This window comes from Salinilacustrithrix flava (assembly GCF_041228405.1).
Classification (GTDB): Bacteria; Actinomycetota; Acidimicrobiia; order Acidimicrobiales; family Salinilacustritrichaceae; genus Salinilacustrithrix; species Salinilacustrithrix flava.
Map to the genome: position 1 here is coordinate 2,345,019 of NZ_CP133888.1, position 13,553 is coordinate 2,358,571.

At 73.0% G+C, this 13,553-nt stretch carries 10 protein-coding genes and 1 pseudogene; 9 read left to right on the forward strand and 2 right to left on the reverse strand.

Features of this window, described 5'->3' with window-relative positions; genetic code table 11:
* Positions 1-26: 26 nt before the first annotated feature.
* Together argS and lysA are read left to right on the forward strand one after the other, a co-directional pair.
* Positions 27-1,649, forward strand: coding sequence for an arginine--tRNA ligase (gene argS / locus RGQ06_RS11560; RefSeq protein WP_432428839.1), 1,623 nt, complete (start codon positions 27-29; stop codon positions 1,647-1,649).
* Complete coding sequence (gene lysA / locus RGQ06_RS11565; RefSeq protein ID WP_432428838.1) at positions 1,649-2,923, forward strand: diaminopimelate decarboxylase; 1,275 nt, start codon at positions 1,649-1,651, stop codon at positions 2,921-2,923. The genes argS and lysA overlap by 1 nt, the downstream gene beginning before the upstream one ends.
* On the opposite strand, the gene RGQ06_RS11570 is transcribed toward lysA, so the two are convergent.
* The gene (locus tag RGQ06_RS11570) at positions 2,920-4,098 is read right to left on the reverse strand and encodes a hypothetical protein (protein ID WP_432428837.1); all 1,179 of its coding nucleotides are present in this window, start codon (positions 4,096-4,098) and stop codon (positions 2,920-2,922) included. The two genes, lysA and RGQ06_RS11570, sit on opposite strands and share 4 nt — an antisense overlap.
* Before the next feature lie 104 nt (positions 4,099-4,202).
* On the opposite strand from RGQ06_RS11570, the gene RGQ06_RS11575 reads away from it, so the two are divergent.
* Positions 4,203-5,489 (forward strand): homoserine dehydrogenase, encoded by a 1,287-nt coding sequence (locus tag RGQ06_RS11575; RefSeq protein ID WP_432428836.1) that lies wholly within the window; start codon positions 4,203-4,205, stop codon positions 5,487-5,489.
* On the forward strand, positions 5,486-6,877 hold the full coding sequence (gene thrC, locus RGQ06_RS11580; protein WP_432428835.1) for a threonine synthase: 1,392 nt from the start codon (positions 5,486-5,488) through the stop codon (positions 6,875-6,877). The genes RGQ06_RS11575 and thrC overlap by 4 nt, the downstream gene beginning before the upstream one ends.
* A gap of 73 nt (positions 6,878-6,950) precedes the next feature.
* On the opposite strand, the gene RGQ06_RS11585 is transcribed toward thrC, so the two are convergent.
* Entirely contained in the window at positions 6,951-7,952 is a 1,002-nt protein-coding gene (locus RGQ06_RS11585) for a DUF4214 domain-containing protein (RefSeq protein ID WP_432428834.1), read from the reverse strand.
* Positions 7,953-8,082: 130 nt separating this feature from the next.
* On the opposite strand from RGQ06_RS11585, the gene RGQ06_RS11590 reads away from it, so the two are divergent.
* From RGQ06_RS11590 to prfA, 5 genes and pseudogenes are all read left to right on the forward strand, one after another.
* Complete coding sequence (locus RGQ06_RS11590) at positions 8,083-9,087, forward strand: DNA topoisomerase IB (protein ID WP_432428833.1); 1,005 nt, start codon at positions 8,083-8,085, stop codon at positions 9,085-9,087.
* 213 nt (positions 9,088-9,300) lie between these two features.
* Positions 9,301-11,028: a transcription termination factor Rho gene (gene rho / locus RGQ06_RS11595; RefSeq protein ID WP_432428832.1), complete on the forward strand. Its 1,728-nt coding sequence runs from the start codon at positions 9,301-9,303 to the stop codon at positions 11,026-11,028.
* A pseudogene (gene rpmE, locus RGQ06_RS11600) lies at positions 11,025-11,219 on the forward strand (50S ribosomal protein L31); the annotation flags it as partial. The gene rho and the pseudogene rpmE, both read left to right, overlap by 4 nt.
* Before the next feature lie 220 nt (positions 11,220-11,439).
* Positions 11,440-12,366 carry a hypothetical protein gene (locus RGQ06_RS11605; RefSeq protein WP_432428831.1) on the forward strand — a complete coding sequence of 309 codons (927 nt, stop codon included), beginning with the start codon at positions 11,440-11,442 and terminating at the stop codon, positions 12,364-12,366.
* A 93-nt stretch (positions 12,367-12,459) separates the two neighbouring features.
* On the forward strand, positions 12,460-13,533 hold the full coding sequence (gene prfA, locus RGQ06_RS11610; protein ID WP_432428830.1) for a peptide chain release factor 1: 1,074 nt from the start codon (positions 12,460-12,462) through the stop codon (positions 13,531-13,533).
* Positions 13,534-13,553: the final 20 nt, after the last annotated feature.

Sequence of the window (13,553 nt, forward strand, 5' to 3'; positions counted from 1 at the left end):
ACCCCCCACGACACTGGAGCACCCTGTTGATCCGCGACACGCTCGCTGCTGCAGTCGAGTCGGCAGCCGCCGGCATCGGCCTCGACCCCGCCGCCGTCACCTGGACGATGGAGCGCCCGGCGCGCCGCGAGCACGGTGACTGGTCCTGCAACATCGCCATGGCGTCGGCCAAGGCCGCCGGACGGGCGCCGCGCGACATCGCCGGCGACCTGGTCGCCGCGCTCGAGCAGGCCGACATCGCCCACGTCGACTCGGTGGAGATCGCCGGCCCCGGGTTCGTGAACTTCCGGCTCACCCCGTCGTGGCTGCACGACGTGCTGGTCGAGGTGGTGGAGGGCGGCACCGACGGCTACGCCCGGCCCGACGTCGGCGCTGGCACCAAGGTGAACATCGAGTTCGTCTCGGCCAACCCCAACGGGCCGCTGCACGCCGGCCACGGCCGCGGGGCGGCCTACGGCGACTCGGTGGCCCGGATCATGGAGCGCACCGGCTTCGACGTGACGCGGGAGTTCTACCTGAACGATCGCGGGGTCCAGATGGCCCGCTACGCCGAGTCCCTCCTCGCCCGCAAGCGGGGTGAGCCGGTGCCGAAGGACGGCTACGGCGGTGAGTACGTCGCCGACTGGGCGGCCGAGATGCCCGACGACGTCGCCGACGCCGGCATCGATGCGGTGCGGTCCTGGGGCTACGACCGGGCGCTGGCCGACCAGCGTGAGGTCCTCGCCGCCTTCCACGTGCACTTCGACGTGTGGTCGTCCGAGCAGGCCCTCGTCGACAGCGGGGCGATGGACGCCGCGCTCGCCGACCTGCGTGAGCGGGGCCACGCCTACGACGCCGACGGCGCCACCTGGCTGCGCTCCACCGAGTTCGGCGACGACAAGGACCGTCCGCTGCTCAAGTCCGACGGCGACCCGACGTACCTGCTGCCCGACATCGCCTACCACCGCGACAAGTTCGCCCGGGGCTTCGACCTGCTCATCGACGTGTGGGGTGCCGACCACCACGGCTACGTGCCCCGGATGCGGGCCGGCATCGAGGCGCTCGGCCACGACCCGGACGAGTTCGAGGTGCCGATCGTGCAGATCGTCCGCCTCGAGCGGGAGGGCAAGGAGGTCCGCCTGTCCAAGCGGGCGGGCGACATCATCGAGCTGCGCGACCTCATCGACGAGGTGGGTGCGGACGTGGCCCGGCTGACCTACCTGCTCCAGTCCGTGGACAGCCAGCAGGCGATCGACCTCGACCTGGTCACGAGCCGCTCCAACGACAACCCGGTCTTCTACGTGCAGTACGCCCACGCCCGGATCCACTCGATCATGGGCAAGGCGGCCGCGGCCGGCATCGTCCGGGCGCCGCTCGCCGACGCCGACCTGTCGGTGCTGACCCACGAGCGCGAGATCGAGCTGCTGCGCACGCTGTCGGAGCTGCCCGAGGTGCTGACCCGGGCCGCCCGGGAACGGGCCCCGCACACGGTCACCAACTGGGTCCGGGAGCTGGCCGACCGGTTCCACGGCTTCTACCACGACTGCTACGTCATCGGTGACGTGCCGGCGGACCTCACCCAGGCCCGGCTGTGGCTGGTCGACGCGGCCCGCGTCGGCTTCGCCATCGGCCTCGACCTGCTCGGCGTCTCGGCCCCGGAGTCGATGTAGTGGCTGGCCCGCTGCCCACGCACCTGCTGCCCGAGCACTCCGAGATCGCCGCCGACGGCCGGCTGTCGATCGGGGGCTGCGACCTGCTCGACGTCGCCGCCGAGTTCGGCACGCCGCTGTTCGTGTACGACGAGCAGCACCTCCGCAACCGCTGCCGCGAGGCCGTCGCCGCCTTCCCCGACGGGGTCGCCTACGCCACCAAGGCGTTCCTGTGCGTGGCCATGGCGAAGCTGGTCCACGAGGAGGGGATGGACCTCGACGTCGCCACCGGCGGCGAGCTGCACGTCGCCCTCACCGCCGGGGTGCCGGCCGAGAAGCTGGTGCTGCACGGCAACAACAAGTCGCTGGCCGAGCTGGCCTACGCCCGCACCGTCGGCGTCGGGCGCATCGTGGTCGACAGCTTCGACGAGCTCGAGCGGCTCACCCGCCTCCACCAGGACGACGGCTACGCGCCGAAGGTCCTGCTGCGGATCACGCCGGGCATCGAGGCCCACACCCACGAGTTCGTGATGACCGGCCAGGAGGACTCCAAGTTCGGCTTCGGCCTGCGCTCGGGTGCCGCCGGCCGCGCCATCGAGCTGGCGTCGGCCTCCCCGGCGGTGGACCTGGTCGGCATCCACATGCACATCGGCTCCCAGGTGTTCGTGGCGGACTCGTTCCACGACGCCGTGGAGGCGATGGTCCCCTTCGTCACCACCCACGACCTGCCCGAGTTCTCCATCGGTGGCGGGCTCGGCGTGCCCTACGTCGAGGGCGAGTCGGCGCCGACCATGGCCGACTGGGGCGGGGCGATCCAGGCCGCCGCCCGCGAGGCGGGCATCACGGCGAGGATCACCGCCGAGCCGGGCCGATCGATCGCCGCCGCCGCTGCCGTCACCCTCTACACGGTCGGCACGATCAAGGACGTCCCCGGCGTGCGCACGTTCCTCTCCGTCGACGGCGGCATGTCGGACAACCCGCGCCCGGTGCTCTACGGGTCGGGCTACGAGACCTTCCTGCCCCGGGCGACCGACGCCGAGCGGACCAAGCCGGTGCGCGTCGTGGGCAAGCACTGCGAGTCCGGCGACCTCCTCGTCCGCGAGGGCTGGGTCCCCGACGACGTGGCCATCGACGACGTGCTGGCCACCCCCGTCACCGGCGCCTACGGGCACTCGATGGGGTCCAACTACAACAAGATCCTGCGGCCCGCCGTGGTGTTCTGCCGCGACGGCGACGCCCGGCTCGTCGTCCGCCGCGAGTCCTTCGACGACCTGGTCCGCAACGACGTCGTCTAGGACGCAGCCGGCCTGATCCGATCGCACCCGCCATCCTGCGCCACGGCGGCGGACGAGCCCACGGGCAGCGACGGGCCCGCCTCGGCGATCAGCGTCTCGCCCTCGCCGGCCCACGCGTCGAAGAGGAACGTCTCCCCGGTGCTCGAACGCACGACGGCAGCCGTGGCGATGCCGTCGCAGTCCCAGTCGCCGACCACCAGCTCGTCGCCGGGGCGCCCGATGCGGAAGCGCAGCCGGCTGCCGTCCTCGGCCGAGTACGCGACCTCGGCGGCGTCCGATCGCCAGTCGAGGGGGTCCTCGCACCCGTCCCCGTCCACGTCGGCGGCGAGGTCCGCAGCGACCGGCGCGCACGCCAGCGGCGCGGCCTCGACCGGAGCGCTGCGGCCCACCGCAGGGCCGAGCGCGACGGCGGCGCCGGCGACCAGCCCGAGCACGAGCGTCGAGGCACCGGCCACGGCGTGGGTGGCGTGTCGCCGGGACGGGAGCTCGGACGGGAGGTCGGTGGCCGGCTCGGCCGGCGGTGGTGGTGGGGGTGGCGGCCCGTCGGGCTCGGACGCCGGTTCCACGCCGGCGCGCAGCGCGGCGAGGTCGGCGTCGGGATCGTCGGCGGCCCACCCGAGCAGGGCGCGCAGCGAGGCAGCGGCCGTCGTGCCGTCGGCCGGGTCGAGCAGGCCCAGGCCGAGGGTGGCGAGGTCGCGCACGTCGTCGCGGAACGGGTGGGCGCGGGGCCGGCCGGTGCGGGCCTCGCTGATGCCGAAGTCGGTCAGCAGGAGCCGCCCCTCCGCGCGGACCACGTTGGTGTCGACGACGTGGCCGTGGGCGACGCCCACCCGGTGGGCGGCGTCGAGGGCGTGGGCCAGCTCCCGCACGAGGGCACGGACCTCGTCGGCCGGCAGCGGGCCCGGCCGGTCGGCCAGCGTGCCGCCGTCGCCGAAGGTGGTGAGCACGTGCACGTGCTGGTCGTCGACGTCGACCACGTCGACCACGGAGGCGATGCAGGGGTGGCCCAGGCGGGCGAGCGACTCGGCGACGTCGCGGAGCCGGTGGCGGCGGGGCCCGGCAGGCACCGGGACCGTCCGGCGGGCGAGGGGTGCGGCCCCCAGCCGGTCGGGCACGACCTCCTCGACGGGGCCGTCGGGCCCGTGCCCGGCCGTGCGGCTGCGGTGGTACTGCACGGCGGACAACATACATCGAAAATGCATGAGAACGTCAAGAGGGCACGTGAGGTGGTGGCTTCGCGTGCAGGCCGCTCCGGGGGCGCTCGCTACCGTGACCGGCCATGGCACCAACCACGATCCGCGTCGGGCTGCTGGGCTGCGGCGTCGTCGGCGGATCCCTCGTCGGGCTGCTGGCCTCCCGCGGCGAGGACATCGAGGCCCGCACCGGGCTGCGCTTCGAGCTGGGCCCCGTCGCAGTGCGCTCCCTGGACAAGGCCCGCGCCGCCGACGTGGACCCGTCGCACCTCACCACCGACGCGATCTCCGTCGTCGAGGACCCCGACGTCGATGTCGTCGTCGAGCTCATGGGCGGGGTGGAGCCGGCGGGCACGCTGGTGGCCAAGGCGCTCGCCTCCGGCAAGCCGGTCATCACGGCGAACAAGGCCCTGCTCGCCGCCGCCGGCGCCGACCTGTTCACCATCGCCGACACCGCCGGCGTGGACCTGCTGTTCGAGGCCGCGGTCGCCGGCGGCATCCCGTTCATCCGCCCGCTGCGCGAGTCCCTCGCCGGCGAGCACATCTCCCGGGTCATGGGCATCGTCAACGGGACGACCAACTACATCCTCACCAAGATGACCGAGGACGGCGCCGAGTACGCCGACGCCCTGGCCGAGGCCCAGGCCCTGGGCTACGCCGAAGCCGACCCCACCGCTGACGTGGAGGGCCACGACGCGGCCGCCAAGGCCGCCATCATCGGTTCGATCGCCTACGGCAGCCGCATCGTCATCGACGACGTGCACGTCGAGGGCATCACGACCGTGACGCCGTCGGACATCGAGCAGGCCACCAAGCTCGGCTACGTCGTGAAGCTGCTGGCGATCGTGGAGTCCTTCGGGGTCGACGGCATCGCGGCCCGGGTCCATCCCACGCTGGTGCCCGAGACCCACCCCCTCGCCGCGGTGCGGGACTCGTTCAACGCCATCTTCGTGGAGGGCGCCGCGGTGGGCGACCTCATGTTCTACGGCCGCGGCGCAGGCGGCGGGCCCACGGCCAGCGCGGTGCTCGGCGACCTCATCGACGCCGCAGGCAACCTGCGCAAGCACACCCACGCCAGCATCTACACCGCCGAGCCGGCCCACATCGTGCCGATCGAGCAGTTGCGCTGCGAGTACTACCTCAACCTCGACCTGCACGACCGGCCCGGCGCACTCGCCGCGGTCGCCGGCATCTTCGGCCAGCGCGGCGTGTCCATCCGGGCCATGGAGCAGGTCGGCATGGGTGCCGAGGCCCGGGTCCTGTTCATCACCCACACGGCCCGCGAGGCCGACCTGCGCGCCACCCTGGACGACCTGCGCGAGCACGAGGACGTGGGCAACGTGAACACGGTGCTGCGGGTGCTCGGGGCATGACGGCGACCACCAGCGCCCTGCACTACGTCTCCACCCGCGGCGACGCACCCCAGCTGGACTTCGCCGACACGATGCTCACCGGCCTGGCGCCCGACGGCGGCCTGTACGTGCCGGTGCAGTTCCCGCGGCTGCCCGATCTCGCCGGTGCCGAGTCCTACGCCGAGGTCGCCGGGGCGGTCATGTGGCCGTTCCTCGACGGCACCATCGAGCGGGCGGCCTTCGACGCCATCGTCGCCGACGCCTACGCCACCTTCGACCACCCCGATGTGTGCCCGGTGGTCCGCCTCGACGAGCGCCGCTGGATGCTCGAGCTGTTCCACGGCCCGACGATGGCGTTCAAGGACGTCGCCCTCCAGCTCGTCGGTCGCCTCTTCGACCACTTCCTGCAGGAGCGGGACCGCCGCGCGACCATCCTCGTGGCCACCTCGGGCGACACCGGCTCCGCGGCCATGGCGGCCACCGTCGGTCGAGCCGCCCTCGACTGCGTGGTGCTGTTCCCCGACGGCGGGCGCGTCTCGGACGTGCAGCGCCGCCAGATGACGACGATCGACGCCCCGAACGTGCACGCCGTCGCCGCCAGCGGCAGCTTCGACGACTGCCAGGACATCGTGAAGGGCGCCTTCGCCGACAGGCTGTTCCGCGACGAGGTGCAGCTCTCGGCGATGAACTCCATCAACTGGGGCCGGGTGATGGCCCAGGTCGTCTACTACGTGACCGCCGCCCGAGCCGTCCGCGCCGAGACCGGTGAGGCACCGGTCTTCTCGGTGCCCACCGGCAACTTCGGCAACGTGCTGGCCGGCTGGGTCGCCCAGGAGATGGGCCTCGACGTGGCCGGCTTCGTCGTGGCCTCGAACGCCAACGACGTCCTCACCCGGTGGCTCGAGACCGGTGCCATCACGGCCGAGCCCGTGGTGCCCACCATCAGCCCGAGCATGGACATCCAGGTCTCGTCGAACCTCGAGCGCCTGCTGTTCGACCTGCTCGATCGCGACGGCCGGGCCACGGCCGAGCTGCTGTCGGAGTACCGGGCCACCGGGCACGTGGAGGCGCCCCGGCCCGAGGGCTGGTGGGGTGCCCGCCTCGACGACGCCGAGACCCGGGCCGTCATCGCCGAGCACCACGAGCGCTCCGGGATGCTGCTCGACCCGCACACCGCCGTCGGCGTCGGTGCGGTCGACCGGGTCGCCGACCTGCCCGACGCGCCCGTGGTGTGCCTGGCCACGGCGCACCCGGCGAAGTTCCCCGACGCGGTCGAGTCCGCCACCGGCGTGCGGCCGCCGCTGCCACCGCACTACGCCGACCTCTACGAGCGCGAGGAGCGCGTGGTGGAGGTCAGCGCCGACCTGCCTGCCGTGCAGGCCCTCGTCCGCCGGCTGATCCAGCACTGACCCCGATCCCGGGCCCGGACGCGAGCGTGCCGGGTCCCGCGAAGGACCCGGCACGCTCGTCAGGCGAGGACCGTCAGCGGGTGCCGGTCAGCGCCATGAACTCGTCGGACTCGGAGAACGCAGCCACGAGCCAGCCAGGGGTGATGGCGCCGCGATCGAGGGCGTCGACCCAGTACGCCTTGCCGCTCGGGTCGGCCTGGCGGCCGAGCGTTGCGGTGTAGACGAAGTCGACGAGGTCGCCGGAGGGTGCATCGAGCATCGGGCCGTAGCGGGCCTGGAACTCGGTCGACTGGGTGAAGGCCTTGGCGACCTCGACCGCACCGGCCTGGGGCAGGGTGTCGACCCAGTACTGGAAGCCCGAGGTGTCGGGCGCCCGGTTCAGCAGGGCGGCGTAGTAGCGGGCGACGGCACCCTCGGTGCCGTCGGTATCGCCGTAGGGGGCGGGGACGATGATCTCCTGGAGGTCGAGCTCGCCGCAGGCGACGGGCACGGTGGCCTCGAAGGGCAGGTCGTCGGTGATCGAGCTGCGCTTCTCACCGTCGTACTCGCCGCTGCCGTCCAGGTCGGCGCCGTGGAGCACGACGGCGAGGTTGCCCATGTTGTCGGCGACGTCCTGGGTGACGGGGAAGACGCGCATGTAGGAGTAGGTGCCGTCCTGGGAGACCGGGAAGCGTGTGACGGCCAGGCCGGACTGGGGCGAGGTGTCGCCCTCGGTCGTCAGCGAGGTCTTGATGGTGCCGTAGGACGGCCCGCCTTCCATCACGGAGACGAAGCCGTCGCCGTCGGTGTCGGCGGCAGGCGTGGGGCACTCGGCGACGGTCCCGAACTCGCCGTGGAGGTGCTGGGCGTGCGGGGCGGCGTCGGGGCTCATGCCCTCGGCCTCGATGGTGACGATGGCGGTGCGCTGGTTGAACACCTCGACCGTCACGTCACCACCGCTGCCGGTGCCGTTCAGGGCGCCGAGGTCGGCGGTGTAGACCCGCCGCAGCTGGTCTTCGTGGGCGGCGGATGCGGGTGCGGCGAGCAGCACGGCGCCGCAGGCGGCGGCCGTGAGGCCGATCAGGGACTTCTTCATCAACATCGAGTTGACCTTTCGGTAGGCGTCACCTCGTCTCCGGAGCCGATCCCGATCCGGATGGGTGCAATCGGCGCGATTCGTGCCCGGGAGGTCTGGCCGGGCGCGCCGCTGGCGAATGGAAGCGCCCATGACGAGCGCCGACGACGACTTCGCAGCGGCCATCGGCCTCCGCGCCGCAGACCCGGAGGAGCCCGGCATCCTCCGGCGCCGCCAGGGCCGGGGCTTCAGCTTCCGCTGGCCCGACGGCTCGGTCGTCCGGGGCGCTCACCGCGAGCGCTGCGAGGCGCTGGTCCTCCCGCCGGCGTGGACCGACGTGTGGGTCTGTCGGCGTGCTGACGGACACCTCCAGGCGATGGGCACCGACGACGCCGGCCGACGCCAGTACCGGTACCACGACCGCTGGACCGAGGCCCGGGCCGCGGCCAACTTCGACCGCCTCACCCAGGTGGGGGAGTCCCTCGCCGGCGTGCGCCGCGCCGTGGCCGAGGACCTCGAGGCCGACGATCGCTGCACCCGGGCGCTGGCCACGATGGTGCGCCTGCTCGACACCAGCCTCGAGCGGATCGGCAACCCGGACTCCGTCGAGCAGCACGGCAGCCGGGGCATCTCCACGCTGGCGCCCTCCAACATCGACGTGTCCCGCCGCTCGGTCCGGCTGTCGTTCACCGGCAAGGGCGGCGTGGAGCACGGCGTCACGATCGTGGACCGTGACCTCGTCGCCGCCATCGCCGAGCTGGAGGCCGACGCGGCCGAGTGGCTCTTCGAGGTCGATGGCACGGTCATCGACGCCGTCGACGCCAACGCCTACCTCGACGAGCACAGCGCCGGCTGCCTCGACTGCAAGGACCTGCGCACCTGGGGTGGCAGCGCGGCGGCGCTCACCGCCCGGGCCGAGGGGGCCGAGAAGGAGCCCGAGATCGCCGACGCCGCGGCGGCCGTGCTGCACAACACCCGCACGGTCGCCCGCGACAGCTACGTCCACCCGGCGGTGTTCGACGCCGAGGACGACCAGGTCGCAGAGGTGTGGGGAGCCAGCCGCCGCTCCAAGTGGTACGGCCGGGGCGAACGAGCCCTCCTGAACCTGCTCGAGAGCAGCCCGCCGCTGCTCGATGGGTACACCACGGCCCGGTAGTCGGCGCCGGGGTGGTGTTGGAGGCACCGTCGGCGGAGGGGTATCGTCCCGTGCGACCTGGTCTGGCGTGCGCGGCACACCGGCTCGGGTCCGGCGCACGGAGCCGGCCAGGGGATCGTGGTCCCACGGGCGAACCTCCTCTCCGTCCTCGGCCCGTCCATGGCGCGACCGGCGCGGACCCCATCCGAACACGACGAAAGCACGACGAGCACGATGAGCGTGGATGCCAACGCCCTCGAGCGGGAGACCCTCGAACGCAAGGACCGCGACGAGCTGCAGAAGATCGTCGGCGCGCTGGGCGGCAAGGCAACGACCCGCACGCGCAAGGCCGACCTGATCGACCAGATCCTCGAGCTGACGGGCGTCTCGCCCGCCGGTGAGGATCAGGAGCAGCCGTCCGACGACGCCGCCAGCGAGCCGGAGGCCGAGACCCGGTCCGAGCCGCCGGCCGCCGAGTCGCCCGACACCGGCACGAAGGACGAGGCCGAGGAGCCGGCCCCCGAGCGGGCCCGCACGGGCGTCGCCGCCCGCCGAGCCGGGGCCAAGGCCGACGAGGGCCGGGGCGGCGCGAAGCAGCCCAAGGGCGACCAGACCGACAAGGGCGCCCAGGACGACAAGGGCGGCCAGGACGCCAAGCAGTCCAAGGGCGGCCAGGACACCAAGCAGGCCAAGGCTGGACAGGACGAGGGACGCGGCCAGGACCAGGGCGGCGCCAACCGCGACGAGTCCGGCGACGACACCGACAGCAGCGGCAAGCGCCGCCGCCGCCGGGGCCGCAACCGCGACGGCGCGCCCAGCCAGGAGGAGTACAGCGGGGACCCCGTCCCCGTCGTCGGCGTGCTCGACCTGCGCGACGACGGCTACGGCTTCCTCCGGGTCGACGGCCTCCTGCCGTCGAAGGACGACTGCTACGTGTCGGTCAAGCAGGTGCGCCAGTTCGGCCTGCGCAAGGGCGACGTGGTGGCCGGCGGTTCCCGTCCCGCGTTCCGCAACGAGAAGAACCCGGCGATCCTCCACATCGACAGCGTCAACGAGGTCGCCCTCGAGCCCGGCACCGAGCGTCCCCACTTCGAGGACCTCACCGCCGTGTTCCCCACCGAGCGCATCGCGCTGACGCTCGACGACGAGGCCGACGATCGCACCACCCGTGCCATCGACCTGCTGGCCCCGATCGGCAAGGGCAGCCGCGTGCTCGTCCTCGCCCCGCCGCGCACCGGCGCCACCACGCTGCTGCAGGCGATGGCCCGGTCGGTCGAGGTCAACGAGCCCGACGCGTCCTTGGTGGTCGTGCTGCTCGACGAGCGCCCCGAGGAGATCACCGAGATGGAGCGCCTGGTCACCACCGGCACCGTCTACGGCTCCGCCTTCGACAAGCCGGCCGACGAGCACGTCGCCGTGCTCGAGCTGGCCCTCGCCCGTGCCCAGCGCATGGCCGAAGCCGGCGACGACGTCGTGCTCCTGGTCGATGGCCTCACCCGCCTGGCCCGGGCTGCCCACGCGTCGTCGCCCGGAACCGGGCGCTCGCTCGGAGGTCTCGACGTCACTGCCGTCCAGGCGGCCAAGCGGTGCTTCGGTGCCGGGCGCAAGCTCGAAGAGGGCGGTTCGGTCACCCTGGTGGCCACCGCGAAGGTCGACACCGGGTCCGACGTGGACGCCGCAGTGGTCGATGCCGTCATGGGCGCGGCCAGCACCCACATCCGCCTCGACCGGGCCGCCGCCGAGCGCCGGGCCTTCCCGGCCATCGACGTGGGTGCCACCGGCACCCGCCACGAGGAGCGGCTCGTGGGCGACGACGGGGCTGAGGCACGGGACGCCCTGCGCCGTAGCCTGGAGGAGTTGCCCGCCGACCGGGCGAGCGGTCACAGTGATGCGCTGGACGGCCTGCTCGAACGCCTTCGGAGCACCGGATCGAACGACGAGCTGCTGGAGCAGAACCGATGAAGACCGACATCCATCCCGAGTACAAGACCGTCACGGTGACCTGCTCGTGCGGCAACTCCTTCGAGACCCGCTCCACGGGCGAGGACCTGCGCGTGGAGCTCTGCAGCGAGTGCCACCCCTTCTACACCGGCAAGCAGAAGCTGGTGGACACGGGTGGTCGCATCGACCGCTTCGAGCGCCGCTACGGCCGCCGCAACAAGGGCCCCGCGGCCGCCCTGGGCGACGCCGCTGACGCCGAGGCCGCTGCTGCTGCCGACGCCGAAGCTGCCGACGCCGAGAGCGCCGACTCCGAGTCCTGAGGGTGCGGTCCTGAGCGACCGGGCCCACCTCCCAGACGAACCGACCCCCGCCGAGGCCGCGCAGGCCGTCGAGCGCCAGGCGGCGCGCAACGCCGTCAAGCTCGCCGCCCTCGTGCGCGACCGGTGGGGTGTCGACGCGCCCCGCTCCAACGTCGGCACCGGCGCGGCCATGGCCGCCGACGGGCGCGCCTTCGTGCTCGTCGAGGGCGACCACAGCCTCGGCGCAGCCCTGGCCTGGGCGCGGCGCGCCGGCGCCACCGAGGTGCACGTCATCGCCGACGAGGCCCCCGGCGTCGTCGCCCGCCAGGCCGGCGAGTTCGCCACCGACATCCACGTCTGGCGCACGTCGGGCCGCGAGCTGGTGGCGGCCGAGCCGGCACCGGTCGAACCCGGCGACGGCCCGCCCGACGCGCCCGACCTCGTGGCGCTGATGGAGTCCGAGGGCCTCGACGTGGTGGTCGAGGGCGACCGCCTGGCCGGGGAGTACCGCGGCCTGGAGGTCGTCCGCGTGGTGCGGGCCCTCGACGACGGCGCCCCCATCCTCGAGGTCGGCGTCGGCAAGTACGACCGGGCCCTCACGGCCATGATGCACGGCGACCTCGACGGGCGGGCCTCCATCGCCCGGGTCGTGGAGCAGCTGCGCTCGATCCGCCGTCCGGACGGTCCCCCGAACCACCCGCTCGCCACGCTCGTGCCCGAGCGCTGGCTGCGCACGACCCTGATCGCCGACCCCGGCCTGGTCGGCTGCGACGAGCTCTTCGCCGCCCCGGCCGCCGAGCCGCGCGACCGCCTGCGCCCCCGGGGCGTCGCTGCCGCCACCGGCACCCGCGACGGCGAACCGGTCGTCGTGGTCTGCACCGTCGGCGTGGACCTCGAGTCCGTGGTCCTCGCGGCCGACACCCGGTTGCTGGTCGACCCCGACGCGCCGCTGCTCCTCGCCCTGCCGGCACGCGACGTGCTGCCCGCCATCACGTCGATGGTGGCGGACCTGCGCCGACCGGCCGAGGTCGCCCCCGTCGAGGGCGACTGGCGCCGCTGAACGTTCCGTGGTCGCTGCCGGTTTCCCGGAACTGGCAGCGGGGGCGGAACGGCCCTGCGGGTCCGGGGGCACCCCACCGGTAGCCTCGCCCTGATGTTGGACCGCCTGGAGACGCTCGAGCGCGAGTACGCCGAGCTGCAGGCGCGCCTCGGCGACCCCGAGCTGATCGCCGACCAGACCCGCTACACGCAGGCGACCCGGCGCTACAGCGAGCTCGAGGACATCGTCGACGTCGGCGGCCGCCTCCGAGCCGCGATCGGCAACGCCGAGACGGCCCGCGAGCTGTCGAAGGAGTCCGAGGGCGACGACAAGGAGCTGTTCCGGGCCGAAGCCGAGGAGGCCGAGCTCGAGGTGGGCCGCCTCACCGAGGAGCTCAAGCTGCTCCTGCTGCCGAAGGACCCCAACGAGGGTCGCAACGTGATCGTGGAGATCCGCGGCGCCGAGGGCGGCGAGGAGGCGAACCTGTTCGCCAAGGACCTGTTCGAGATGTACCAGGGCTTCGCCCAGCGCATGGGCTGGACGCTCGAGGTCATGAACACCGACTGGTCCGACATGGGCGGCTACAACGAGATCACCTTCGTCGTGAAGGGGGCCAACGCCTGGACCCGCATGAAGCACGAGGGTGGGCCGCACCGCGTCCAGCGGGTGCCGGTCACCGAGGCCCAGGGCCGCATCCACACCTCGTCGGCCACGGTCACCGTGCTGCCCGAGATCGACGACGTCGAGATCGACATCGACGAGAAGAACGACCTCGAGATCCAGGTGTACCGCTCCTCCGGCCCCGGCGGGCAGTCGGTCAACACCACCGACTCGGCCGTGCGCATCACCCACAAGCCGTCGGGCCTGGTGGTGTCGATGCAGGACGAGAAGAGCCAGCTCCAGAACAAGGCCAAGGCCCTGCGGGTGCTGAAGAGCCGCCTGTTCCAGCTGGAGCAGGACCGCCAGCAGGCCGAGCTGTCGTCGGCCCGCCGGGACCAGGTGGGCGGCGGCGGTCGCAGCGAGAAGATCCGGACCTACAACTTCAAGGAGAACCGGATCACCGACCACCGCATCGGGCTCACGCTCTACAAGCTCGACAAGGTCCTCGCCGGCGATCTGGACGACGTGTCCGACGCCCTCGTCCAGGACGAGCAGGCCGAGCGCCTCGCCGACGCCACCGCCGGCTGACCCCTGGAGCCGGGCGGCGC

What these genes read in the sequence shown, in the direction of transcription:
- RGQ06_RS11575 (WP_432428836.1), top strand. Translation starts at nt 4,203, where the DNA reads ATGGCACCAACCACGATCCGCGTCGGGCTGCTGGGCTGCGGCGTCGTC.
- thrC (WP_432428835.1), top strand. Translation starts at nt 5,486, where the DNA reads ATGACGGCGACCACCAGCGCCCTGCACTACGTCTCCACCCGCGGCGAC.
- RGQ06_RS11585 (WP_432428834.1), bottom strand. Translation starts at nt 7,952, where the DNA reads ATGAAGAAGTCCCTGATCGGCCTCACGGCCGCCGCCTGCGGCGCCGTG.
- RGQ06_RS11590 (WP_432428833.1), top strand. Translation starts at nt 8,083, where the DNA reads ATGACGAGCGCCGACGACGACTTCGCAGCGGCCATCGGCCTCCGCGCC.
- rho (WP_432428832.1), top strand. Translation starts at nt 9,301, where the DNA reads ATGAGCGTGGATGCCAACGCCCTCGAGCGGGAGACCCTCGAACGCAAG.
- prfA (WP_432428830.1), top strand. Translation starts at nt 12,460, where the DNA reads ATGTTGGACCGCCTGGAGACGCTCGAGCGCGAGTACGCCGAGCTGCAG.